This window comes from Paenibacillus anaericanus (assembly GCF_003994475.1).
GTDB classification, from domain to species: domain Bacteria; phylum Bacillota; class Bacilli; order Paenibacillales; family Paenibacillaceae; genus Fontibacillus; species Fontibacillus anaericanus.
Genome location: NZ_RZNY01000014.1, coordinates 1 through 26,110 on the forward strand (window position 1 = coordinate 1; position 26,110 = coordinate 26,110).

At 45.8% G+C, this 26,110-nt stretch carries 21 protein-coding genes and 4 tRNA genes; 22 read left to right on the plus strand and 3 right to left on the minus strand.

Annotation, left to right across the window (positions count from 1 at the left end):
• Positions 1–101 precede the first annotated feature (101 nt).
• The 11 genes from EJP82_RS16400 (at position 102) to EJP82_RS16450 (ending at position 6,861) form a co-directional block, all read left to right on the plus strand.
• Positions 102–178 (plus strand) — tRNA-Asp (locus EJP82_RS16400).
• An 80-nt stretch (positions 179–258) separates the two neighbouring features.
• Positions 259–331, plus strand: a tRNA-Phe gene (locus EJP82_RS16405).
• A 45-nt stretch (positions 332–376) separates the two neighbouring features.
• A tRNA-Tyr gene (locus EJP82_RS16410) sits at positions 377–461 on the plus strand.
• 16 nt (positions 462–477) lie between these two features.
• A tRNA-Lys gene (locus EJP82_RS16415) sits at positions 478–550 on the plus strand.
• Positions 551–754: 204 nt separating this feature from the next.
• On the plus strand, positions 755–1,756 hold the full coding sequence (locus EJP82_RS16420) for a PucR family transcriptional regulator (RefSeq protein ID WP_127193162.1): 1,002 nt from the start codon (positions 755–757) through the stop codon (positions 1,754–1,756).
• Positions 1,757–1,880: 124 nt separating this feature from the next.
• A complete protein-coding gene (locus EJP82_RS16425; protein WP_127193163.1) occupies positions 1,881–2,999 on the plus strand; it encodes an ABC transporter ATP-binding protein in 1,119 nt (372 codons plus the stop codon).
• 229 nt (positions 3,000–3,228) lie between these two features.
• A complete protein-coding gene (gene hprK / locus EJP82_RS16430) occupies positions 3,229–4,170 on the plus strand; it encodes an HPr(Ser) kinase/phosphatase (RefSeq protein ID WP_127193164.1) in 942 nt (313 codons plus the stop codon).
• Positions 4,171–4,181: 11 nt separating this feature from the next.
• Positions 4,182–5,204 (plus strand): prolipoprotein diacylglyceryl transferase, encoded by a 1,023-nt coding sequence (gene lgt, locus EJP82_RS16435; RefSeq protein WP_127193165.1) that lies wholly within the window; start codon positions 4,182–4,184, stop codon positions 5,202–5,204.
• 8 nt (positions 5,205–5,212) lie between these two features.
• Complete coding sequence (ppaX, locus tag EJP82_RS16440; protein ID WP_127193166.1) at positions 5,213–5,866, plus strand: pyrophosphatase PpaX; 654 nt, start codon at positions 5,213–5,215, stop codon at positions 5,864–5,866.
• Positions 5,863–6,372 (plus strand): acyltransferase, encoded by a 510-nt coding sequence (locus EJP82_RS16445; protein WP_211350149.1) that lies wholly within the window; start codon positions 5,863–5,865, stop codon positions 6,370–6,372. Before ppaX ends, EJP82_RS16445 begins: the two co-directional genes overlap by 4 nt.
• A 168-nt stretch (positions 6,373–6,540) precedes the next feature.
• A complete protein-coding gene (locus EJP82_RS16450) occupies positions 6,541–6,861 on the plus strand; it encodes a carboxymuconolactone decarboxylase family protein (protein ID WP_127193168.1) in 321 nt (106 codons plus the stop codon).
• Between the two features lie 79 nt (positions 6,862–6,940).
• On the opposite strand, the gene EJP82_RS16455 is transcribed toward EJP82_RS16450, so the two are convergent.
• Complete coding sequence (locus EJP82_RS16455) at positions 6,941–8,323, minus strand: DUF4179 domain-containing protein (RefSeq protein WP_127193169.1); 1,383 nt, start codon at positions 8,321–8,323, stop codon at positions 6,941–6,943.
• Complete coding sequence (locus EJP82_RS16460; RefSeq protein WP_127193170.1) at positions 8,316–8,843, minus strand: sigma-70 family RNA polymerase sigma factor; 528 nt, start codon at positions 8,841–8,843, stop codon at positions 8,316–8,318. Before EJP82_RS16460 ends, EJP82_RS16455 begins: the two co-directional genes overlap by 8 nt.
• Positions 8,844–9,136: 293 nt before the next feature.
• On the opposite strand from EJP82_RS16460, the gene EJP82_RS16465 reads away from it, so the two are divergent.
• The 11 genes from EJP82_RS16465 to EJP82_RS16515 all read left to right on the plus strand — a co-directional run bounded on the left by EJP82_RS16465 (position 9,137) and on the right by EJP82_RS16515 (position 19,344).
• Positions 9,137–10,354: an acyltransferase gene (locus EJP82_RS16465; RefSeq protein WP_127193171.1), complete on the plus strand. Its 1,218-nt coding sequence runs from the start codon at positions 9,137–9,139 to the stop codon at positions 10,352–10,354.
• Between the two features lie 309 nt (positions 10,355–10,663).
• Positions 10,664–11,869, plus strand: coding sequence for an ATP phosphoribosyltransferase regulatory subunit (locus EJP82_RS16470; protein WP_127193172.1), 1,206 nt, complete (start codon positions 10,664–10,666; stop codon positions 11,867–11,869).
• Positions 11,870–11,872: 3 nt separating this feature from the next.
• Positions 11,873–12,511: an ATP phosphoribosyltransferase gene (gene hisG, locus EJP82_RS16475; RefSeq protein WP_127193173.1), complete on the plus strand. Its 639-nt coding sequence runs from the start codon at positions 11,873–11,875 to the stop codon at positions 12,509–12,511.
• Positions 12,508–13,800, plus strand: a complete 1,293-nt coding sequence (gene hisD, locus EJP82_RS16480) for a histidinol dehydrogenase (RefSeq protein WP_127193174.1) — start codon at positions 12,508–12,510, stop codon at positions 13,798–13,800. Before hisG ends, hisD begins: the two co-directional genes overlap by 4 nt.
• Positions 13,801–13,803: 3 nt before the next feature.
• Positions 13,804–14,415, plus strand: coding sequence for an imidazoleglycerol-phosphate dehydratase HisB (gene hisB / locus EJP82_RS16485; protein ID WP_127193175.1), 612 nt, complete (start codon positions 13,804–13,806; stop codon positions 14,413–14,415).
• 3 nt (positions 14,416–14,418) lie between these two features.
• Entirely contained in the window at positions 14,419–15,048 is a 630-nt protein-coding gene (hisH, locus tag EJP82_RS16490) for an imidazole glycerol phosphate synthase subunit HisH (RefSeq protein ID WP_127193176.1), read from the plus strand.
• A 233-nt stretch (positions 15,049–15,281) separates the two neighbouring features.
• On the plus strand, positions 15,282–16,028 hold the full coding sequence (hisA, locus tag EJP82_RS16495; protein ID WP_127193177.1) for a 1-(5-phosphoribosyl)-5-[(5-phosphoribosylamino)methylideneamino]imidazole-4-carboxamide isomerase: 747 nt from the start codon (positions 15,282–15,284) through the stop codon (positions 16,026–16,028).
• A gap of 22 nt (positions 16,029–16,050) precedes the next feature.
• Positions 16,051–16,809: an imidazole glycerol phosphate synthase subunit HisF gene (gene hisF / locus EJP82_RS16500; protein WP_127193178.1), complete on the plus strand. Its 759-nt coding sequence runs from the start codon at positions 16,051–16,053 to the stop codon at positions 16,807–16,809.
• Entirely contained in the window at positions 16,806–17,516 is a 711-nt protein-coding gene (gene hisIE, locus EJP82_RS16505) for a bifunctional phosphoribosyl-AMP cyclohydrolase/phosphoribosyl-ATP diphosphatase HisIE (RefSeq protein ID WP_127193179.1), read from the plus strand. Before hisF ends, hisIE begins: the two co-directional genes overlap by 4 nt.
• Positions 17,517–17,533: 17 nt before the next feature.
• Positions 17,534–18,361 carry a histidinol-phosphatase HisJ gene (hisJ, locus tag EJP82_RS16510; RefSeq protein ID WP_127193180.1) on the plus strand — a complete coding sequence of 276 codons (828 nt, stop codon included), beginning with the start codon at positions 17,534–17,536 and terminating at the stop codon, positions 18,359–18,361.
• Between the two features lie 35 nt (positions 18,362–18,396).
• Positions 18,397–19,344 carry a ribose-phosphate diphosphokinase gene (locus tag EJP82_RS16515; protein ID WP_127193181.1) on the plus strand — a complete coding sequence of 316 codons (948 nt, stop codon included), beginning with the start codon at positions 18,397–18,399 and terminating at the stop codon, positions 19,342–19,344.
• 172 nt (positions 19,345–19,516) lie between these two features.
• Here the strand turns inward: EJP82_RS16515 and EJP82_RS16520 are convergent, their stop codons facing one another.
• Positions 19,517–25,876, minus strand: a complete 6,360-nt coding sequence (locus EJP82_RS16520) for an S-layer homology domain-containing protein (protein ID WP_127193182.1) — start codon at positions 25,874–25,876, stop codon at positions 19,517–19,519.
• Between the last annotated feature and the right edge of the window lie 234 nt (positions 25,877–26,110).

A 26,110-nucleotide genomic window follows, 5' to 3' on the forward strand; every position in this document is an offset into this window, starting at 1 on the left:
TGTAGCTCAACTGGTAGAGCAACTGACTTGTAATCAGTAGGTTGGGGGTTCAAGTCCTCTCGCCGGCACCATTTTTTACAACATTCTACACGTATTACTGCGGAGCCGTGGTGTAGAGGCCTAACATGCCTGCCTGTCACGCAGGAGACCGCGGGTTCGAATCCCGTCGGCTCCGCCATTTTTATTAAAACACATGTTTCCACAAGAAAGTGGGAAGGCTAACACTGCTCCACTTTATTTTTTTGGACAATTTTATATGGCTCGGTAGCTCAGTCGGTAGAGCAGAGGACTGAAAATCCTCGTGTCGGCGGTTCGATTCCGTCCCGAGCCACTTTATGTCTTTCAAATCATTGAGATTTGATTGGGCATACAACCTGGAGGCTTAGTGAAGTGGCTAAACACGGCAGACTGTAAATCTGCTCTCTTCGAGTTCGGTGGTTCGAATCCATCAGCCTCCACCATTTTTATTTTTAGTACGAGCCATTAGCTCAGTTGGTAGAGCACCTGACTTTTAATCAGGGTGTCGAAGGTTCGAGTCCTTCATGGCTCATCTCAAATGCCGTTAATCCTTAGGATTGACGGCATTTTTGTGTTATCAAAGAGCGGAACCTTGTCTGATGTGTAGTTGGATCACAAATTGTTCATTATTAGGGATGGGCTTAGCAACATGAGAAAATTAAATTATCGCTTTGATGTGATACAATAAGCTAAGTTAAAGCCAACAAAAATTGATTAGAAGGAAAGGCAACCCGCTATGGATATAAACTTGCTGAAGCAACAGGTTGAGAATATTATCGGGGCTCCGTTACCACTGAAGACACATTCCTCTGCCGTTCAGGTGACTCGGTCTGAAGTTTCGCAGCTGACGGATAGGGAAGTGCAACTGATCGAATTGCTGCTTACTGCGGCAAATGAGGGTGCGAAACCGTTGGTGCCTTCCAAACGGGAGGATGAACTCCGAAGTATCGAGCTCGGTGAATGGATACAGGAACGAGTGGAGCGTAAGGAACTGGGATGTCCAGTTCCAGATAGAATGGCAGTAAAGCCTCTTTTGAAAGTACCTATGCTTCCCTTTTTGCTAAGTGGAGAGAAAAGCTCGGGACTTGTGATTCAATTCTCGAAGTTGAATAAATTACTTCGCAGTTATTTTGGTGGAGATATTGTGTTACTTCCGCTCAAAGAAGACTGGTTGATCCTGGTGAGTGAGGATTTGCTGGAGGATCTCCGTGAAGAGAGTAAGGAAGGTATGTCGGCAGAACGTGAAATGCTTGGCGAATTGTGTCAGGGATTGTATGAACTGATAACGAATGAATGGGTCGGTGGCGGCTTTTATTTGGCTGTGGGTGACCTTGTGACAAGTGATGAATTGATTGTTGGTTCTGTTGTGTCGCTGAGCGAGACGCTGCTTCTCGGACGGATGTTCTATGTGACAGAGCATATTCATCTGCCTTGGGAACTGCAATTGGAGCGTTTGATATATAGCATTCCGGAAAGCCAACGTTCACAGTTCATTGAAGAGAATGGTATTCACTTAAGTGTGTTGAAGGATGAGGAGACGCGGACAACGCTCGAAGCTTTTTTTCAACTAGATTGCAATATGAGTGAGACGGCTAAGCGACTTTACGTTCATCGCAATACATTAATATATCGGATGGACAAGTTCAAACAAGAGACAGGACTTGATGTAAGAACGTTTCAGGATGCGGTTTTAGTTAAGCTCGGACTGTTGCTGTACAAAGTTACGAAAAGGACTTAATTTTTTTGTGCAGTTTGTGTATGGCGGTGTTTAGGCTCCATAGGTTAATATAAATATAGAAATTGTATCCGATTACATTTAAGTCATTGAAACTTACAATAATTATTCCTAGGAGGAAAAACACATGGCAGGCGTACGCTTAGAACACATTTACAAGAAATATGCAGGATCAGACAAAGCAACAGTAGTAGATATCAATCTTGATATTCAAGACAAGGAATTTCTAGTATTGGTTGGTCCTTCCGGTTGCGGTAAATCCACAACTCTTCGTATGATCGCTGGTCTTGAAGAAATTTCTGAAGGTAAATTGTACATTGGCGACCGTGTCGTTAATGATGTAGCTCCTAAAGATCGTGACATCGCGATGGTATTCCAATCATACGCTTTGTACCCACATATGAACGTATATCAAAACATGGCATTTGGTTTGAAACTACGTAAAGTGAAGAAAGAAGAAATCGATCAACGCGTTCGCGATGCTGCGAAAATTCTCGATATCACTCACTTGCTTGATCGTAAACCAAAAGCACTTTCCGGTGGTCAACGTCAACGTGTTGCCTTGGGACGCGCAATTGTCCGCGATCCACAAGTCTTCCTTATGGATGAGCCACTTTCAAACTTGGATGCTAAACTTCGTGGACAAATGCGTGCTGAAATCACGAAGCTGGTTAAACGTTTGGAAACTACTTGTATCTACGTAACGCATGACCAAACAGAAGCTATGACGATGGGTGATCGCATCGTTGTTATGCAAGATGGCTTTATTCAACAAGTTGCATCTCCTGAAGAGTTGTACAACCAACCACAAAACATTTTCGTAGCTGGATTCATTGGATCCCCTACTATGAACTTTGTAACTGGTTCTATTGTAGAACAAGGCGGAGCGGTTTACTTCCAATCCGATCGTTTCAAAGTTGAAATCCCACAAGGCAAAGCTACTATCCTGAAAGAAAAAGGATACCTTGGTGGTAAAGAAGTTATCATGGGTATTCGCCCTGAAGATATTCATGAAGAGCCAATCTTCTTGGAAGGTTCCCCTAACAGCATCTTCACAACAACTGTTGATGTGACTGAAAATCTTGGTCATGAAATGCTATTGTACTTGAACAATGCAACTCCATTGATCGCTCGTGTAGATGGACGTTCCAACACTCGTGAAGGTGATAGCGTGAAATTAGCTATCGACATGAACAAAGTCCATGTCTTTGATAAAGAGACTGAATTGAATGTATTCTACAATTAATCGGTAACGATTAATCCGAAACCGCCCTTCGGGGCGGTTTTTTTGTATTAGAAATAGCACCCGTGATTGATTTAAGAGGCATTTTCATTTACGATGATTACATTGAATTAAAGTATGGGTATGGAACACATATTTACATAATATTCGCAGGCTCATTCAGGAGCTAGGACGAGAGAGCTCAATTCGTCGCTTCGTGATCTGGATGACCAGATGAGAAAGGGAGAACATCATGGTTAAAAAAGTGAAAGTGTCAGAAATGGTTAACCAATTCGGACTAGAGGTTGTCTCTGGAGAAGAGGGCCTGAAACGGCCGATTACAGTAGATGATCTATATAGACCAGGTCTGGAAATGGCCGGTTACTTTGAGTATCATCCACCTGAACGTGTACAGATCTTAGGGAAGACGGAGCTTGCCTTCATTGAAATGCTTCCACCTGATCAACGTAAGGATCGGATGGAGCGTTTATGTAGTAATGAGGAGACACCGTGTATTATTGTAACGAGATCATGGGAGGTTCCTGACGAACTGATTGAAATCAGTAAGAAGAACAACATTCCAATTCTACGCAGTAGTATGGCAACCACGATTCTGTCCAGCCGGATTACGAGCTTCCTGGAGCGGAAACTGGCTCCTACGGCGACCATTCACGGTGTACTAGTTGATGTGTACGGGGTGGGTATGCTTATTACCGGAACCAGCGGGATCGGGAAAAGTGAAACAGCACTGGAATTGGTTAAGCGTAGTCATCGTCTCATTGCCGATGATGCAGTAGAAATTCGCCAGACTTCGGACAACCAGTTACATGGTACAGCGCCGGAGTTGATTCGGCATTTGCTAGAAATTCGTGGAGTCGGTATCATAAATGTAATGACACTCTTTGGGGCAGGTGCAATCCGTAACAACAAACGGATCTCTCTAGTTGTGAAGCTTGAAGCATGGCAGCAAGAGAAGCAATATGACCGCCTTGGACTTGATGAAGAGACCACTCGGATTATTGATACAGATGTGCCACTAGCAACGATTCCTGTCCGTCCTGGACGAAACCTTGCTGTTATTATCGAAGTAGCCGCAATGAATTTCCGTCTCAAACGGATGGGATATAATGCCGCACTACAATTTACTACGAAGCTGACGGAGACAATTGCAGAAGATGTAGATGATTTGGATTAGGAGCGTGAATAATGGGCACTTTGTTATTAAATCCGATTGTTTTCTCAATTGGTAGTTTGAGTGTACGTTGGTATGGTTTGATACTGGGAGCCGGAGCATTAGTAGGATTGCTGCTTGCGATTCGTGAGGGGAAACGTTTCGGTATTCCTTCGGAGTTTTTCATGGATGTGCTGCTATTCGGTGCTCCTTCCGCAATTGTAGCCGCTAGAATTTATTATGTTGCCTTTACATGGGATCAATATAAGAATGATTTATGGAAGGTATTTGCAATATGGGAAGGTGGTATCGCTATTTATGGCGCCTTAATCGGTGCGATTATATGTGCGGTCATCTTAGTTCGTCGTAGGGGATATAATTTCTGGCGTATTGCAGATATTTGTGCACCGGGCCTCATCGTCGGTCAGATGATTGGTCGCTGGGGTAACTTTGTTAACCAAGAAGCCTATGGCGGCGAGACTACGCTGACCTTCCTTAGAGATCGATTGCATTTGCCTTCATTTATCATCGATCAGATGTATATAGATGGCGTTCTCCATCATCCAACGTTCCTGTATGAATCTGTGTGGAGTCTGGGAGTTCTAATTCTGCTCTTTATTCTTAGAAGAGCTAAATTCCTACGTTCAGGAGAGTTATTCTTCTCTTACTTCATTCTCTACTCCATCGGTCGCTTCTTCATCGAAGCACTGCGTACAGACAGCTTGGCGTTCCAAGGTCCTGCGTGGCTAGCCTCATTTATTAATGGGTTATGGTCTCCAATGACTTGGTTCGGCTTCGAGCAGGGGGCACTGGATCCATCTTACGGAAATATAAGAATATCTCAATTATTGCCTATATTAATCGTTATTGGAGCAATTGTGGCAATGGTGCTGAGACGCAAATTGATTGCGAATCTGCCGTATTACAGTGATCCGATTGTTTCCACGAAGATTAGTGAGGTAGACAGTCTACCTGCTGCGGCTTCACAGGAGAAGGGCACTACACCAGCAAAGGGTACGATGGCAGATCATCTAGATGAGACAGAAAAGAAGGAGTAAAGATATAAATGATAGATACAGTGTTATTTGATCTTGATGGAACGATTATTAATACGAATGAATTAATCATTTCGAGCTTCCAACATGTTCTGGATAAGCACATGTCACAGTCATTCACTAGGGAACAGATTATTCCGCATATGGGGATGACTTTGGAGCAACAGCTACAGATTTTTACGGGGAATGATGACGTCGCGGAAATGGTCGTTGACTATCGTGCACATAACGCTATACATCATGATAATATGGTCAAGGAATTTCCGCATGTTAAAGAAGTAATAGCAGCTTTGCATGAACGAGGTATCAAGCTCGGCGTGGTGACGACGAAGATTAGACCTTCTACTTTGAAGGCGTTAGAAATGTTCGGGTTGTTAGAGTATATGGACACTATTGTCACTGTAAATGATGTTGAACATCCGAAGCCTCATCCTGAACCGGTTTTAACGGCGCTAGAAAGATTGAAGGCTGATCCGCAGCGCACGCTTATGGTAGGTGACAGCGCGGCAGATATACAATCAGCGAATGCAGCTGGCGTGAAGTCGGTCGCAGTGGCTTGGTCGCTTAAGGGTGTGGAAGTACTGCAGAAGTACGACCCGGATTATATCCTAAATGACATGACTGATATATACGATGTGTTGGGATGGGAGCCAGAGAAAAAGTGAGAAATATGCGGCGTTATCCAGTTGAGGGTCCAAACGCATTGTGGCAATTGTACCGTACAGTGAGTCCTTGGAAGGGTGTAAAGAATTTCATCTTTATCCAGATTGCACGTTATTGCCCGGTGTTGTCACTGAAAAACTGGATTTACCGTCATATCTTAGGCATGAAGGTTGGAGATCATACCGCCTTCGGCCTGATGGTGATGGTCGATGTATTTTTTCCTGAGTTGATTACGATTGGTCGTAATTCGGTGATTGGTTATAATACAACGATTCTTGCACACGAGTATCTGATCAAGGAGTATCGGCTTGGCGAAGTGAATATTGGCTCGGAAGTGATGATTGGAGCCAATACTACAATTTTACCGGGGATAACGATAGGGGACGGCGCGGTGATCGCAGCAGGCTCTATTGTGCATAAGGATGTGGCAGCGGGTACGTTTGTGGGTGGTAATCCACTACGCGTTCTGGAGCGCCACAGTCAGGAAGAGAGGTCATCTAATTTATAGGTGGCCTTTTTGTCTTTTAATCGAGAGAAAACCATTCATGCAGTGCTCCATAAAAAAGGTGAAGTTCGACGGTTTTGGAGATAAAGGGTATTACTTAAGAAGGCGATTCCTGCGTTGATAGCGAAATGATAATATTGAAGTCATTAATCCATTAAAGGAGTCCTTGAAATGAGTGACATGTCCAACGTTAGTAATGCATTTCATACCTTTATCAAAGAAGCACCCGAACAACAGCAAATCTGGATGGAAACTGTGAAGAGATTGGGTGCGAGCAGCAAACTCGATCCCAAAACGGAAGAACTGGCCTATATAGCTGTTCTTGCAGCTACGAGGATGGAAAGTGGTCTTTCCTTCCATGTGAAACACGCCAAGTCGCTTGGAGCAACGCGAGAGGAAATTATCAGCGCTATATTGGTGGGACTTCCCGCGGTTGGTAATACAGTTATTCAAAGCCTACCAGTAGCTATCAAAGCCTATGATGAAATATAATGATTAAATTGAAGAACGGATCGTTCCGAGGTGGACGATCCGTTCTTTTTCACGTTTAGCGGTTAACTACATTCTCCGGTTACTTAAGTTTGATACTGACATTCTCTTTAATTATTTTGCCTGGATACGTTGTGATATCAAATGTTAGTGGTTGCGGGTAGCTTTCTTGTTTTAAGCGATAGGTTATCGTTTCAAAATCGTCACCGGCAAAACCAATTCCAGAACGTCCAGCTTGAAATGTATGTGTCATCCCATCAGCATCCGTAAATTCGTAGCTTAAGTATAATGAAGAGCCATATTCAGAGTCTCGAAATACTTTTAATTGGAGCTCAGTTGAGTCTTTGCCTGCGGTAACATCAACAAATTGCACCGAGGAATCAGGTACGCTAATTAATTTCTTAGCCTCCGTGTCGATAACGAGCTTCAAATTACTACCGATGGATTCTTCAATACCGGAGAATTGAAAAGTTAACTCGTCTAAGCTAGTGTAATATAGGCTTCTAAAATACATCGAAGAGATAAGGGCTCTCCCGTTAACTGAGCTAGTGGTTGAGCCTGTTGAATCTATAATCCGGTCTCCATCTTGACCCTTTATATTTAGCTGGGGAGCGAAGTAGTTTTGTATTTTTTTATTAGGGACCTCGTTATACTGCAGTTGGATTTCCGTGCTAAGTGGTCTTATCGTTGCTTCTGTGATCGTGATCTCATGGTCGCCTATGGAAGCCTTTTGGTTTATCTCTGAAGTCTGTTCTAAGTCAGCATAAAGACTGGAATCTAACGTGACAGGGATATCAAATTGTACTCGTTTGTCGTCTGATTGCTCGCCCATGCCCCACTTCCCGGAAAATGTGAATTGCTCAGGAGTATGGCCATTATAGAACTCGAGTGTATAGTAACCGTGCTCAAAGTTGGTTGGACTTCCAGGGGGATTCTTCAGTGGATCCGAGAATTGAATCCCAGCCTCCAAATAGTTGCCTTCGGCATCAACAAAACTGGCGTTGTTTGTATGAATCGGCACGTTAGCAGGTAGATTCTCCGAAGTATAGAATACGACCATGGTCCGGCTATCAGCGAGAACACCGTCAATGGTCACCTTTAAGGCGCCATGTGTAACAGTTTGATTCAAAGGTTGGTATAATCCGTGATCTGCGGCTTCCTTCATTTCTGGTGTAAACATAGAGGTCACATAGTCTGGGATATCCATATGACTTCCAAGAACATCTTTATCTTGGGAATGTATCGAACCTCGAATTTGCAAAACTAGGATCAACAATAAACAACAGGCTAGAGCCCCTGCAGGGATTACCCATCTTCGTCTAAGAGAAGAACTTCTTCGTTTCATTCGTCCACTCTCCATTCCGCTCCGTAGTGCGATGTCCAATTTACTCACATCTACAAGCTTCTCGGCCAGTTTACTGTTCTCATATAACTGGATCAAATCGATTTCTTCACGCTCAGCCATAATACCGTTCACCTCCCCAGTCCATCTGTTTCCGAATTTGCTTCAACCCTTGATGCAGCCAAGTTTTGATGGTACCCTCGGGACGGTCAAGGACTTTTGCGATATCCGTAAGTGTCATGTCCTGATAGTATTTCAACATGAGCACATGACGGTACTTCGGTTTCATTTGCTCCAGAGCCATTTCTAAGTCCATACGCACCACACTGATCATTTCCGCAGTACCTGTTGTTGTATCCATCGACACTTCAGGAGTAATTCTTCTACGACGTTTCTGTTCATCTATGCTGCAGTTAATAAGAATTCGAATAAGCCAAGGCATAAAGGAATCGGGGTCTTTAAGCTGAGTACATTTACTCCAGGCACGGCATACCGTCTCTTGTACTACTTCTAAGGCGTCGGCTTCATTTCTTAAATAGCTGTAGGCGATGCCAAACAATTTCCTCTTATGTATCGATATCAATTGGTAAAAGGCATCTTCGTCTCCCCTGCATGCAGCGGCAGCCCATCCTTTCTCTATCATTTGTACGGGCTCCTTTCCGTGTAAACCGTAGTTGAAAAGATAACTGATAGGTAACTCTAAGGTAACTAACTTGGCGCCAAATTATCGAGATAAGTACAACATAGTAGAATCTATTCACTCTTTACATATAAAGACGGCGGGGGGAAGCAAACGGTTTTTTATTGTTATGTAATATTAATTTTTTTCACATAGCGTTCAATTTTGAATAAGAGTTGTAGGGTCTAAGGTGGACAATTCCCCAATTTATAGGAGATAATATTTGTGTTGTAAATTAACAGCAGGGAGCTGGTATAGTGAGTCGGATTGTGAAGGAACGTTTGCCACAATTAGACCTGTTTCGGGCGTTTGCTATCTTTTGTGTTATTCAGGTCCATTCTTCTTCGTTTGCGGCTGCGGAGCAGGCGTTAAATTCACCGATTTTTTATTTCTATAATTGGATGAATATTTTCTTTAAGGTAGGCACGCCTTCTTTTATTTTTCTCAGTAGTTTTGTCTTATTCTATAATTATTTCGATCAACCGGTAAATGGTGCGTTGGTTCGCAGATTCTACAAGAAACGGCTAACGTACATCATATTGCCGTATATATTAGTCTCTTGTTGCTACTATATTGTGCTTGCACATGAACGTGGTATTCTACGCTCAACACCGATTCTGGAGCATTTACAGACGCTTGGCTTTAAGCTGTTAACGGGTACAGCGTATACCCATCTATATTTCGTGTTTATTAGTATCCAATTCTATATTCTATTTCCGTTATTACTATGGTTGTTCCAGTCATTCCGTAAGCATAAAGTGTTGTTGGCCCTTATCCTGCCACTCGGGCTTGCGCTGCAATGGAGCTTTGTATTTTTGAATAAATATCAATTACATCTTCCGAATAAAGGGAGCTACGCCTTATCCTATATGGCTTATTACATGATGGGTGCGGCGTTTGCTATTTACTTCGAGCAGATTAAGGGCTGGCTGAAGACGGATTGGAAAGAGATGTCGAAGCGCTACAAGTTGTATACGGTAGCTCTGTGGTCTAGTTGGTTAATTATTGCTTTCGTTCATGTTCAGTTGTGGTATTCCTATCGTTTGGGTCTGAGCAGACCGAATACGTTCTGGTTTGAATTACTGTGGAACGTTCATACGTTGTTCTCAGCTATTGTGCTCATGAAGGCTGCTTTTATAATTCACCGTAAGGCTCCAGCGTTTTGGGTTAAACTTTTTACTCGTATGGGTGAGATATCCTTCGCCATTTATTTATTCCATCCAGTTGTACTGCTATATTATCGTAAGATAAGAAATCATATCTATCTTCCTGGTGAGTCTTTGCGATATTTACCCTTTATCGTTGGTGGATCACTTTGCGCTCTAATCATCTCATGGATTTTCGTACAGTTCTGTTTCAAGAGGCTGCCGTTCGCATCTCTATTCCTAGGGAGTGTTCCTGCCTCTTTAAGAAAGAAGGAAAGTCCTACCGGGAAGAATTCAGATCACAACCAACCAGCTCAAGCAAATATGTAACGTTTAATCGCCGACTTGGATATCAAGTCGGTTTTTTCTCGTAGAAATGGATACTTTCCATATACGGATAGCACCATGACATACTTAATTTCCACTAATAAAGACGCACTCATGACATGTGCAGATTTTACCACTATACTAATAGTACTATCGTAAATAGTCGATTTATTTGAGTACATATTATGGGTAACAAGCAAGCTTTGGTGCGTTGACGATTCAGGAAAAAGTATGATAAGATATCCCATATTCTTTAATTAGGTAGTATGGTAGCACTTTAATATGATAAAGTGAATTTGAGAGGTGAAGGTCTTGTCGAAACCCAAAGGATTTGAAAAACCGTCCGGCGTTCGTGACTATCTTCCTTATGCAGTGGAGAAACTTCGGGCGATTGAGCGCAGTGTGCTAGATTGTATGGCGGGCTGGGGATACCGTCAAATTATGACCCCAACAATGGAATATTATGAAACGGTAGGCGTGGCAAGCTCTACATCGGACCATAAGTTGTTCAAGTTGCTTAACAACCGGGGAACCTCGATGGTTCTACGTTCGGATATGACGACTCCAATTGCTCGGGTTGTATCTTCTCTATTGCGGGAGGAGCCACTACCACTTCGCCTGTCTTATCATGCGAATGTATTTCGGGCCATTGAAGAAGAAGCAGGGCGGGAAGCTGAATTTTTTCAAACCGGGGTGGAGCTTGTTGGAGATGATTCACCAGAGGCGGATGCCGAGGTCGTAGCACTTGCCGTTGCTTCGTTGCAGGCTGCTGGAGTGACTTCATTCAAAATCGCGCTGGGACATGTGGGATTTCTGAATGGGCTTCTGGAAGATGCGGTTCCGGGAAGGGAAGATGTTCGGGAGGCACTCAAGGAAGGTCTACTACATCGCGATTATGTGGGTTACCGCGAAACACTGGCGCAACTATCCCTTGCTGCGGAACAGCGGGATGAACTGGAAGGGATCCTGAGGCTTCGTGGAGGCAAAGAGATCTGCTCTCAAGCGCGAGAACTAAGTCAGAATCCGCTCGCTCAGGCGTCGGTAGAACATCTTAGTCAAGTTTGGGACGCATTAGAGGATTACGGCGTTGCTCAGCATGTAATGATCGACCTTACCATGATCGGAGATTTTTCTTACTATACAGGAATGACATTTGAAGGTTATGCGGCTGAACTCGGCTTCCCAGTATGTAGTGGCGGTCGTTATGATAAATTATTACAGCAGTTCGGGCGTCCAGCGCCGGCAACGGGCTTCTCACTAAAGACGAATCGGATCTTAGACGGTGTAAATGGAATTCAGGTTGAACCAGCGCTACCGATTCTTCTGCAATACGATGTTGCCCATCGCAAAGAAGCTTTTGCTGAGGCGAAGAGATTACGGAGTGAAGGTCGTAGTGTTGTGATGAAGCATAGCGATGGACCTGACGACCTGATCTGTGATACCGCGGGTAAGGGTAAACGTAAAGGGCCATTGGGACCAGCTTACGGCGAGATAGTCAGTTTTGTTGAGGGGGACTGAACCTTGGGAGAAATTATTAAAGTAGCTATGCCAAAAGGGCGTATTTATAAAAAAGCTGCGGAATTATTTCGCGCGGCAGGTCTACAAATTCCAGTGGATGTCGATGAATCCCGTAAACTGGTCATCTCACTTCCGGAGATTGGTATGGAATTTATTATGGCCAAACCGGTCGATGTGCCAACCTATGTGGAATATGGAGTTGCAGATATCGGCATTGTCGGTAAAGACGTACTCATGGAAGAGAACCGAGATGTATATGAACTGCTTGACTTGGGAATTGCCCGTTGTCGTATGTCAGTCATCGCTCTGCCAGATTGGGAGCCCGGCATACATCAGCGCGTGGCGACGAAGTATCCCAATGTGGCTTCACAATATTTTCGCGAACAAGGTCAGCAGGTTGAGGTTATTAAGCTGAATGGATCCATTGAGCTTGCGCCATTAATTGGATTAGCTGATCGGATCGTTGATATGGTGGAGACTGGCCAGACCCTGCGGGAGAATGGTTTAGTGGAAATGGAGAGCATTTTTGAAATTACGAGTCGGTTGGTTGCCAACCGTGTAAGTTATAGGATGAAGAACGCAGAAATTCAAGCGGTTTGCGATGCACTAAGCCGTGTGATTCAAGGAGGCGTGCAGGGATGAGAATAGTTGCGGCACAGGATTATGATTTGCGTCGGGAAGTAGAGTACGGATCTCCTGAGCAGAATGAAGCTGTTAAACATATTGTGGCGGCTGTGAAGCAAGAGGGTGACGCTGCCCTACTGCGTTTTACGGAGAAATTTGATGGAACAAAGCTGGAAGCAGGGGCGCTACGGGTAACGCAGGAGGAGCTTAAGGCAGCTTATGAACGTGTGGAACCATCATTTGTGACTGCGATAGCGGCTGCAGCGGTTAACATTCGGGCTTTTCACTCTAGACAGAAACGAAATTCTTGGATGGATGTGCAACCTGACGGCAGTTTACTAGGACAAATTATTCGTCCTCTTAAACGGGTCGGTGTATATGTTCCTGGAGGGAAGGCTGCATATCCTTCCTCTGTACTAATGAATGTAATTCCAGCACAGGTAGCTGGTGTGCCGGAGATTGTAATGGTGACACCACCAGCAACAGGTGGGCAAGAGGGAATTGACCCCTACATACTAGTAGCTGCGGCGGAAGCCGGAGTCAATGAGATTTACCGTGTCGGCGGGGCGCAAGCCATCGCGGCGCTCGCTTACGGCACGGAGAGTATTACTCCCGTGGACAAAATCTGCGGTCCAGGTAATATCTACGTCGCTCTAGCGAAACGTGAAGTATACGGGGTAGTGGACATCGATAGTATCGCCGGACCTAGTGAAATTGCTATTTTAGCTGATGATGTTGCGGATCCTGCCTACGTGGCAGCGGATCTGTTATCCCAAGCAGAACATGATGAGATGGCATCTGCCATCTTGGTAACAACCTCACCGGATTTTGCTAAGGCTTGTCAAAGAGAAGTGGAACAACAACTGGCGGAGCTACCGCGGAAGGTAATTGCGGGGGCGTCGATTGAAAATTACGGGGTTATTCTCCTTGTGAATTCGATTGAAGAAGGCATCGATGTCATTAACCGATTGGCACCAGAGCATTTTGAGTTAATTGTGGAGAATCCTATGGGTTATCTCGGCATGATTCAGAATGCGGGAGCAATATTCCTCGGTCCCTATAGTTCAGAGCCCGTAGGGGATTATTTTGCCGGACCTAATCACATTATTCCGACCAATGGAACGGCGCGTTTCTCATCGCCGGTGGATGTAGATGATTTCATTAAGAAATCAAGTGTGATCTATTACAGTAAGCAAGCGTTGCTGGAGAACGGTGAGACCATTATGGAGCTAGCACGAAAAGAAGGGCTGGAAGGTCACGCCCGAGCAATAGAAATTCGGCTTCGCAAAGAAGGAAAGGTGGAATAGGCAATGACAGCAAGTAATGAGGAAGTAAAGGGACGTAGTGCAAGTGTTAACCGTAAAACGAATGAGACAGATATCAAACTTCAATTTGCGGTAGATGGTACAGGGAAGTCTTCACTCGAAACGGATGTACCGTTTCTGAATCATATGCTTGATCTGTTTACGAAGCATGGCCAATTTGACCTGTCAGTTGAGGCGCATGGGGATATAGAAATTGACGATCACCATACAGTTGAGGATATCGGGATTTGTCTCGGGCAGACTTTGCGCGAAGCATTGGGTGACAAAAGAGGAATAAAACGTTATGCGAGTGTCTTTGTCCCGATGGATGAAGCGCTGGCTCAGGTAGTGATAGATGTTAGTAACCGTCCTCACTTTGAATACCGTGCAGAATATCCATCGGACCGGGTAGGCAGCTTTGATGTACAGCTTGTCCATGAATTCCTCTGGAAGTTAGCGCTTGAAGCACGGATTACGCTCCATGTGATTGTACATTACGGTCAGAACACGCATCACATGGTCGAAGCGGTATTTAAGGCGCTAGGAAGAGCGCTCGATGAAGCGACGAGTATTGATCCGCGTGTAAGCGGTGTGCCGTCGACGAAGGGAGTGCTATAGATCGTGGGCATAGCCATCGTTGATTACGGAATGGGCAATTTGCACAGCGTTGGCAAAGCCGTCGAACGTTTGGGGTTTGAAGGTATTGTGACTGGCGATGAGCGGGTGATTCTGGAGGCGGATGGCGTCATATTGCCAGGCGTGGGCGCCTTCGGCGATGCGATGGAACATCTGCGCGAAACCGGATTGGACGCGTTGGTGCGGAAGGCCGCGGCAAGTGGCAAGCCGCTGCTTGGCATTTGCCTTGGTATGCAGCTGCTCTTCGACGAGAGTGAAGAGCATGGCCGCAACACGGGCCTCGGTATTCTACCGGGCCGTGTAGTACGGTTTCAAGGCGGCAACTATAAGGTGCCGCATATGGGCTGGAACCGGCTGGAGTTTAAGCAGCCGGATAGTCCGCTTCTGGCAGGGCTTACGGAAGGACACGTATACTTTGTCCATTCCTATCATGTACTGCCAGAGCGCGGGGATGATCTGCTGGCCGTGACCGATTACGGCCATCCGGTGACGGCTATTGTAGGCCGTGACAATGTGTACGGCATGCAGTTCCATCCCGAGAAGAGTAGCGAGCTTGGCATGGCGCTGCTCGGTAACTTCCTCTCCCTCGCTGAGGGACGTAAGGAGCGGAGCTGATTAGCTGAAAGAGTAAATAGTGTTTTCTGACAGTAGAAGATATATGCAGATCGTAGCGGAGAGGGCGGAATTGTCCTGAAGAAGAGAAGCGGTCGCCTTTGCCTCCGAATTTTCACTGTTAACAGTGACGTATTCAAAAAAATTTGGAGGCAACAGCGATCGTAAGGACAATCCGTCCGCGTAGCGGTCATCTACAGATAAATTTTGATTAATTTGAGCGGAGGAAACAAACTATGTCTTCATTCGTAATCTACCCTGCAATTGATATCCGGGGAGGAAAATGCGTTCGTCTTGTTCAGGGCGACTATGGCCGTGAGACGGTCTATAATGAAAATCCACTAGAAGTGGCTAAATCCTGGGAAGTCCAAGGCGGGAGCTTTATCCACTTAGTTGATCTGGACGGAGCCAAAGCTGGTCATCCTGTTAATGATGAACTAATTGGTCAAATTGCCCGTAGCGTGCAGGTTCCTGTACAAGTGGGCGGTGGTTTACGGACTCTGGAGGACGTGAAGAGACTGCTATCTCTCGGCGTTAGTCGGGTTATTATTGGAACGGCGGCAATTGAAGACCGCGAGTTTACCGAAGCTGTACTTGGTACTTACGGCGATAAAGTAGCCATAGGTATTGATGCCCGGAACGGCTTCGTTGCCACACGTGGTTGGCTCGAGACCTCCGAGGTTCAGGCGGAGGAGTTAGCTAAACAGCTTGCTGCGAAGGGGGCTGAGACGTTTATCTTCACCGATATTTCTCGTGACGGTATGATGCAAGGACCTAATGTGGAGGCCATTGTCTCGCTTGCCAAAGCATCAGGTAGAACGGTTATCGCCTCTGGTGGCGTTACTGTTCAAGATGATCTGCTAAGTCTAGCAGCGCATGCGGATCAGGGCGTAGGTGGGGCCATCGTGGGCAAAGCCCTTTATACAGGAAGTATTGATCTTGCTCAGGCTCTTCTCGCGATAAATAATAAATCTCTACTTTAGAGATGAAAGGAAGTCGATGACCGTGCTGGCTAAGCGAATTATCCCCTGTTTGGATGTGAAGGATGGGCGGGTTGTGAAAGGCGTGAACTTTGTCAATCTACGTGACGCTGGCGATCCGGTGGAACTGGCAGCGCTGTATGACCAAGAAGGTGCAGATGAACTTGTCTTTCTCGACATCTCGGCTTCAAATGAGGGCCGTGCGACGATGATTGAAGTTGTGAAACAAACAGCAGGAGAAATTGCAATTCCCTTCACAGTAGGCGGAGGCATTTCTCAAGTGGATGATATGAAACGTATCCTACGTGCAGGAGCAGATAAGATTGGCATTAACACGGCTGCTGTACTCAATCCTGATCTGATTAGTGACGGAGCACGTCGGTTTGGTTCCCAGTGCATTGTAGTAGCCGTTGATGCTAAATACAATGAGATATGGGGCGAATGGGAAGTATATACACATGGAGGTCGTAAACCAACAGGCATTCGTGCTCTCGCTTGGGTAAAAGATGCGGAATCCCGTGGGGCAGGAGAGATACTCCTAACGAGCATGGACGCCGATGGTACCAAGGATGGTTTTGATCTTCCACTGACAAAGGCGGTAAGCAGTACCATAGGAATTCCAGTCATCGCTTCCGGCGGAGCGGGGAAAACGTCAGACTTTTACGACGTATTTACAGAGGGTCAGGCAGATGCCGCTTTGGCAGCGACTATTTTTCATTATAAAGAGATTGCGATACCCGACCTGAAACAAGGTTTAAAATTAAAAGGGGTGGAGATACGATGAGTCAGTCATTAGAGCTATCACTTCCGCTCGCAGATCTTGCGGACAGTATTAAATGGGATGAGAACGGTCTGGTTCCGGCAATAGTACAGGATGTGGATACCAAAGAGGTACTTACGCTTGCTTACGTGAATCGTGAATCGCTGGGCAAATCCGTTGAAACAGGGCAAACTTGGTTCTGGAGCAGATCCCGCGCGGAACTTTGGAACAAGGGCGCAACTTCAGGTAACACGCAGCAGATCATTTCGATGCGTTATGATTGCGATGGAGATACACTGTTATTCCTAGTAGATCGCAAAGGACCTGCTTGTCATACGGGCGCTGAGAGTTGTTTTTTTCGTACGGTGGCAACAGCGGGTGAGCAAGGGTCAGCCCAAACTTCGACTACTGAAGATGCCCCACGTCAAAGCGACCGTTTCGCGGTGCTTACTGAACTGGAGCAACTGATTGCAGAGCGTTATGAAAGTCGTCCAGAAGGGGCTTATACGACCTATTTATTTGAAAAAGGTCTTGATAAGATTCTCAAAAAAGTGGGCGAAGAGACCGCTGAGTCCATTATTGCGGCTAAAAATGGGGATAATGACGAACTTCGGTATGAGGTAAGTGATTTGATCTATCACTTGCTTGTATTGCTGAGAGAACGGGGATTATCATTGGACGAAATCATGCAGGAACTGGAGCGGCGTCATGAACGTCCGCGCCGTGATTAGGACGAGGTGAAGAAACGATGCTAATCGACTATCATACTCACCATGCACGCTGCGGGCATGCCGTGGGCAATCTGGAGGATTATGTGCGCCGTGGAATAGAGATCGGCTTGTCTCAAATCGGCTTGTCGGACCATATGCCATTGCTACATGTCGATCCAGCTACATATTATCCAGAAATGGCGATGGCCAAAGAGGAACTACCACGCTATGTGGAGGAAGTTCTGGAACTGAAGGAGAAGTATCGTGGCCAAATCGAAGTGAGACTAGGTTTGGAAGGCGATTATATCGAGGGCTGGGAAGCTGAAATTGAAGCCATCGTACAAGGCTATCCATGGGATTATGTGATCGGATCCGTTCATTTCTTGGGAGAATGGGATGTTTCTGACTTCCGCCAAGTACATAATTGGGAAGGTCAGGACATTTTTGCAGTGTATGAACGGTATTATAATGCCGTACAAAAAGCTGCAAAGACTGGGTTCTACGACATTATGGGGCATTTGGATGTGATCAAACGTTTCGGTCAAAAGCCAGATCCGGTGCGGGATAACGAAGTTATTCAGTTGGAGCAGGGCGTGCTGTCGACGATCGCTGGGGCAGGTGTAGCGATGGAACTGAATGCTTCGGGATGGTCTAAGCCTTGTGCAGAGGCCTTTCCTAGCCGGCGAATCCTCGAATCAGCGTTAGAACTTAGAATCCCACTTACCGTGGGTTCAGATGCCCATGATCCGCTGAAACTGGGTGATAACTTGGATGTAGCTCGCCAAACGCTGCTTGAAATTGGGGTAACTGAGCTAGCTACTTTCCAAGGACGGAAACGGATTATGATTCCACTCGTAAATAACTGATAATGAAACTTACTATGCAATCCTGGGAGGATGTTATGGAATCCAAGCTGCGAATCTTTTCCGGCTCATCGAATCCGAAGTTAGTAGGGCAAATTTGTAGGACGTTAGGTGTAGAGCCGGGGCAAGTTACGCTGTCACGCTTTAAAAGTGGAGAGATTTACGTGCATTATGAGGAAAGCATTCGGAATTCCGATGTGTTCATTGTGCAGTCACTCTCTCATCCGATCAATGAGCTATTTGTGGAGCTACTGGTCATGATTGACGCTGCAAAACGAGCCTCAGCCCGAACAGTCAACATTATTATGCCCTATTACGGATACGCTCGTCAGGAGCGAAAGTCTGCTCCAAGGGAGCCCATTTCGGCAAAATTGCTAGCCGATGTGCTGACAACCGCAGGCGCAAGCCGGGTGGTAACGATTGATTTGCATGCTCCGGCCATCCAGGGGTTCTTTAATATCCCTGTGGATCATCTCACTGCGCTCGACTTAATGACGGATTATTTGAAATCCAAGGATATCAGAAATCCCGTAGTAGTATCACCCGACGCAGGAAGGGCCTCTATGGCTGAGAAGCTCGCGAGTGGTCTGGATTCTCCATTTGCCATCATGATCAAGAAGCGTACTGCTCATAACGAGTCTTCCATCACGCATGTCATTGGGGATGTGGAGGGCCATACACCGATTATTATTGAAGATCTCATTGATACGGGATCGACAATCATCAATGTGGTCGAGGCGCTCAAAGAGCGGGGAGCAGAAGATTCATTCGTCTGTGCGACACATGGGTTATTCTCCGGTGATGCACTTGAGCGACTGGATCATCCGAATATTCGGGAAGTCGTCACTACGGACTCCATTGCACTGCCAGAAATTCATGCCTCCAGATTTAAAGTATTGTCTGTTGCGCCTATGCTGGCACAGGCTACGCAGTTTATTATGGAGGGCGGATCTATCGCAGCACTGTTTAAGGACCGTGGGATTTAACCTGGATTTGTAATCTGGATTGGCGATGAGTAGGTATAATAAAGATAACTGTAAAATCCATAAGCATAGAGCGCCGCCCTTCTGGGGCGGTTTTTACTTTGTTTATCATAAAAACAGGCTGATCGCGGACACCTGCCCTTGATCAGCCTGTTTTTGAAAAGTACGTCTAATCCTATGGGTTAAGCAACTTACCTAATACAAGTAATCTAGATAAGATAACAGCTGCTTCCGCCCGAGTTGTATGACTGCCAGGAGCAAAACTTGCTTCGTTCTGCCCCTTCATGATGCCTACCGCAAGCAGCAATTCTACATCTGCACGTGCCCATGCATGCACTTGGTTAGCGTCCTTATACGCGCCAAGCTGAGAAGATTCTTGAGCGACCGCTACTTGCAGCAGCTTCAGCGCCCGAGCTGTCATCACAGCCATTTCTTCTCTGCTGATTTGGGCATCTGGATGGAAGGTACCTTCCTGGTAGCCATTCACTAGCCCGTAATGGGCTGCCGCTGCAATAGCTTCACTATACCAAGCGTTGGACTTCACATCTTGGTACGTAACACTGTTGCCATTACTATGGAGGTCTAGCGCTCTAACAAGCATGGTTGCAAACTCGGCCCGACTTACCGATTTCCCTGGTGCAAACTGATCGGAAGACATACCTCTCACAATGTAACGAGAAGCTAGTTGCTCTATCTCCTTTTTAGCCCAGTGAGCGGTAATATCGGAGAAAGTCAATGGGTTGCTAGCAATGGTAAAGATCCCATTGGTCGTGCTCTTGATGGTAACAGTCGTTGTTCCGTCAGCATTCACCTCGAACAATGCGGGTACATAGCTTAACGTGCCTGATATTGGATCATAGAGTAGTACAACCGTAGTCGCAGGATCTACCTTTCGATTTACAGTCATCTGACGTTCAACGTATGTTGTACCATCATAATGAGTAATCTCAGTTGTTTTACTACCTTCAGTCACGCTTACAGTAAATTTCTTGGCGTCGCCAATGAGTTCTACACCTTGCTTCTTGGCTTGTTGCGCTAACCCGGCTTGCTCTGATTCTGTAATTGGCGATACATGAATAGATATAACCGCCTTATTAGAATCAATAACACCGGCTTGCTTCAATATTTGTTCGGTCAATGACAGCGGGAAGAGATACTCTGCCCCATTGCCGACAACTGCAATAATTGTATCAGGGTTAGTAGTAGCTGCAGCCACTAGCGCAGATGCAGTTAGATTGACGTTTCCATCAGCGCCAACCTTAAGCTCAATCGTTGTCTGGCCAGCTTCAAGCCCTACCTTCAGCGCAGCATCAAATGTGGTTGTAGGAGAACTGGATGGGGTTGTTCCGGACGAACCACCGCTACCATTACCTCCTTGGCCTCCACCCGAACCTGGTTCACCCGGATCACCGGGATCGACAATCGGTGGGTTCTTGAGAGAGGCAAAACCTTGGTTAATTTCATTGAAACGGAATTGTGCTGCAGGATTGGACACCATCTTCATCCGATCTCCGCGAACGATTACATTATCTACTGTTGCAGAGCCCTTCACTTGAGGTGTCACGTCAATTCCGTTCGTGCCAGTACCGTCGATGACGATATTTTGCAAAAGAACATCCTTCATCGTAAAGTCACCGTGGGCGATGAGCCCGGCGTAGGTACTGTCATTTGCGACATTGTTACGCACTATGATTGTGCCTGTCATATCGCTTTCTCCGGCAAATAACCACAAGGCCCCTAGACTGACCCCGTATCCAGTGTCATAACTGCCAGTTCTTGTTAGCGTGTTTCGTTCCACTACAGTAGTTCCCTCAAATGGCTCTGCGCTGAAACGGGTTGAAACTGCAATCCCTGCGCCATTGGTTACCGTATCCTTCACAATATTATCCTGAATTTTGTTATCCTTGCCGCCAAATACGACAATGTTATCCGCAAGCCACGGAATCGATACAGTGTTAAAGCGAGCGGTATTATTCACACTAGGTGTTCTTTCCGTACCGTTTACATCCTTAAGCTTCGGATCTGTAAAGGACCACATGGCGATTCCGTCATCACCTGGGTATCGAATATCGCTCTGCTCCATCATGCTGTTATGGGTACCAACGGCAAAATTGATTCCATCAGCCATCAAATTACGGATACGCAGTCCCATCATATAGAGTCCGTTAGTACGTGCTGTCTCACCAATCGGCTGCGTCAACCATAGTCCTGCTTTGGTATGCTCAATCCATACTTGTTGAATGACCGACTCCGGACCAAATGCTCCGTGAAAAGCATTGGTGAAACCTTCATCGTCCCGCTCATTAATCCCTCCGTCAATCAGCAGATCATATACTTCGATCCGGCCACCATGACCAAAGAATTTGGCGCCATTTAGCGTTGTATACCACATGCCGGCACCACGGATTACTGCATTGTCCAAATTCAGCAGTTCATCGCCGAAGTCGAAGGTGCCTACTGGGAACCAAACCCCAGCACCTCGATTATTCGCAGCCTGTAGGGCCATATTGAATTCCTCAGTATCATCAATTCCATCATTAGCTACCGCGCCAAACTCGGTCACCGAGATGAAGCCATCCGGCATCTCATTAGCGGGTGCGACTTGTTCCATATCGACCAAATCGATAACATAGAACTCTGAATGATTGCCTGAGTCCTTCTTCAACTGGATGGTTGCACCTTGCGGAACGTCCCCGATCAGTGTATGGATTTCATCAAAGAAGCGATGTCCACTTCCTTGGCGTGGATCGTTGGACCATGGATAGCTTCCGTATTCCCATGCATATTTCGATGTTAGGTTCAGTGTTTGCTTAAAGACTCCATCGATATAAAGGGATAGGGTCTCATCAGCACCTAATCCATCCTTGCTATCCGGTATCGAGTACCGGAGTACAAGAGAGTTTGCTGGTTTAGCCAGCGTAAATTCCACATAATCACCGCTATTTTCCAAGCTTACAGCCTTGCGGCCGGAAGCCTCGGAAGCGATACTACGATATTTGCGGGATGGACCTATTAGCGTTCCGTTGGTCTTCATGTCTTCCGCTTCATAGCTAATATAAGGAACCGTAGCTCCCCGGTAAGCCTTGTTCACGCTGCTCTTGACGGTTAGGCTGTCAACTTCCGCCTTAGCCATAGCTTCGCTCGATCCGCTTAACGAAACGGAGTTCATGCCTGCTCGAAGATTCAGCGTTATCTCAGCTGTACCCCAGCTGGATGAGCGCTGAATAGTTAGGTCATCTTGTTGCAATCCGTTTACTGACAGATGCAATAGTTGTTCTACATCAGCGCTATTTCTATAACGGATCAGCCCTGAATATACACCTTCCGTTTCCGCATTCACTGCGAAATGGATGACCGTATCACTCTTAAATGCATCTTTTGCTGGATAGGTAACATCTGAAGTTACCGGCTTGAAGCTCCATAATGCTTCCTCAAGGGAAGGTGGTGCAACGAAGCTGATTCCGGCTGCTTTATGCAACAATAATCCGTTTGATCCCTTGGCATTGGAAAGTATACGATACCCCAATTTATCCTCCATCGTCCATTGAGTGCTTAAATCCACCTTAGAACTGGAGGCTATTGGTTCCAGCTTGTCATTTAAAGCCAAGTAATGATTGGTTGATGTATTTTTGAGCAGATAACGTCCATTATAATCCTCTACTAACCACTTAGAAGAAATATTGCTTTCGCTTGCATCAGCTAATACAATTTTTCCACCACGCTCTGCTAGTACTTTATCTTGTGTACCTGGAACGGATATAACAACCATGTTGGTATCATCTTGAAGCGGAGTTGTTGTATTCAAATTCCGATACTCTTGCATGTTTGGTGTTGTGAATAGCTGAGGAGCCGGTTGAAGCTCCCATTGCACAGAACCCCATGAATCCGGGAATAAGCCGCGTTCTGCATAGCCAGTATTATTTTGAATGTTAATGAACTCATCATCGTAGCCAGTATACTGGCTGCGTAAGGTTACCTTTTCTCCATCTAGTGCCCGTTTGACGGACCAGGATGAAGCGCCGCTATCAGCAGGAGGTCCTTCCTTACTTTCTATGAAGGTGTAGTCCTCGGTTAATGTTAAATAGTGTCCAGTAGCACGATTCTGGATCAACTGCTTGCCATCGGGCCCTGTTGAAATGAGCCAATGAGCATATCCGTTGTCCTCCGTAAGATCACCATACAACACGACTCCGCTGCTATTTTCATAAAGATAGGATGGACCTGTTACACTCTTAATTCGTACTGGTGTCTGCGGAATAGGTTGCGGGTCAATTTGTACTGATTCTGCTATAAAGATAGATTCTGTCCGATCAGCTGCTCCGGTCGCCTTACTTACTTTAAAGACAGGTCTGTCCTGATCATCGAACGTGGCGTATATATAATGTTCATTCGTCCATCCACTCTTGATGTTAACTTCCTCCGCTGCGGATCGCTTCATAAGCACCCATTTGATACTGGCCCAGCCGTCACCCACTTCAGTCCGTGTTTCTACGGCTAGTGCAGGTTCTTCATTTCCTTCGATTCCTGCAAGATTCTCAATGGATAGAGTTCTGCCACTACCTTGGTTCTTCATCGTTACAGGACCGTTAGGGCTACTTTCCTTGAGGAACCAAATGGAATAATCCCCATCGGCTGACCCATAGATTGCTGTACCGATAGCACCTGTGTTGCGATCATCGTTAAGGTATTGATCAGACGAGCCTTTAAGTTTGAATCGATAAAGTGGGTTTTTATCTTTTGTTACAGGGATGAACTTCCACTGTGGGCTTCCCCAATTCGGATTTATTACACTATACTCTGCATACTTAGTTAGATTTTGCAGTGAAATAAACTGTCCAGGCACGCTATCGCTTATATTGCTAATCAAATACAAGTTACCGCCTAGGTTTTTACCGCTCCAGATGTATGCCGCATCCACGTTTGTTAAATCGTCTATTGGAGTGACCTGGATATGGCCGTCAGGCATATCGGCAATGTTCATATAGTGGCCTGTTTCACGGTTTTGGAACAGCTTCCGTCCATTATGCTTCACCACAAGCCATTGGTCGCGCTGATCTTCCTGGCGTATATTTCCGTATTTCAACGTTCCGTCCAGATTCTCATATAAATAAAATGGCTGCCAGTTGTTCTGGATACGAATAAATTGATCGGAACCGTCTATAGGAGTGGAAGGATCGATTAATTCCCATTGAGCCCCAAGGCTATTTGCATCGGATGAAGCAATTGCGGAACCTCCCGCTCCTGTTGAAATATATAGGTCAGGGTTACCCACGTTCTGAATGGTCTTGTAACCGTCATAGCTATCAGACTCTGTTAAGGACCATTGGTAAGTCGCTTCCGTAACGGTTGCGGGTCCAGCTTTGAGCAAACCTCCCTCATCGAGCATCAAGTAATCATTGCTACCTACGTTGCGAATACGTTTGCTGAGATCGTAGTCCTCCACAACCCAGGAGTATTTGGGGTCATTGGTGGAGTTTTCACTGATTGCTCCATATTTAATATTTCCGTTATCATCATATAAGAAGTCGGTAGCCACCTTACCATCCGTATAGGCCCCGATCCGAACGGAGGGTAACTCAGAAATGGAAACAATCTTCCAGAGTGCATTAACTCCGTCTGCTCCTCCTGCCCAATTATTTGAGCGAATATTGTTGTCGTCTCCGTATTGTGGATTTATCCAGTTTCCAGGGAGACCTACATTTTGGAATACCACGTATCCCTGTTTTACTGCAGCTTCCTGTAGCCAATGGCTAAAATCGGAATTGTCGGAGTTTTTCGTGGCAAATATCCCTGCCCAGGATCGTTCTTCTTCATTTTGTGTAATCAGATTACCTGTTGCTGCGTTTCGTATACTAATCTGATTACTGTTTTCTACACTATCTATATACCATTGAGAGTACATATCACCTGCATCTCTAACGCCGCGCATTACTGCACCGGTATCTTTATCTTCATAGATGACTTCATTAGGACGCATATTACTTTGAATCCGCACCGGGGGAGTAGCATCGACCGCAATGAATGCCCATTGTGGACTCTCGAAGGTGATGTTGATATCCGAGCTGGCTTCGGCAAAACCAAGCTGATCTTCCTCATGAATGACTAGGTTACCTTGCGGCATTGTTGCACTACTAATCACCATAAAACCTTCACGAGTGGATTGGTCGATGATCCACTGTACATCGCTAGAGTCACCAGATGACGTAGTCGTCAGTGCTTGATGACGCTGGGATGTCTGCGCAATCGTGATGTAATTACCTGTTTTGACGTTTTTGATTCGGGACAATCCATTTGCCGAGTCTACAATCCAATGTGCTGATTCGTCATGTGGATTTGTCATGCCGTACCTGACTGTGCCGTTTGAGGCTTCGTACAGGTAGTTGTTTTTCCATTTGTTCATAATCATTACGGTGCCTGAAGGAATCTTTGTCGCACCACTACCTCCAGATGCTGCTTGAGCCGAATACGAAGGAATGACTGACAAGATGAGCAGTAGGGACATCAGGCTCGCAAAAAGTGGCCTGAATCGTTTCATACTCGAGACCTCCTTTATAATTTGGACTTCCCTACCATCTTAGGATAATAGCGCTTACAATTTGGTGTGTGTTTTTATGTTAAAGAGGTGTATTTGTACGCAACATGTTTCTGAAGAGACGTTACAGATATTGTAGACCTTATACGCCAGAATCCCCGCGGAATTGCGATATTTTCTGACACAAAATTCACGAATAGCGGATTCAGGGTCCGCAACCAATAGAGCCTTGCAATT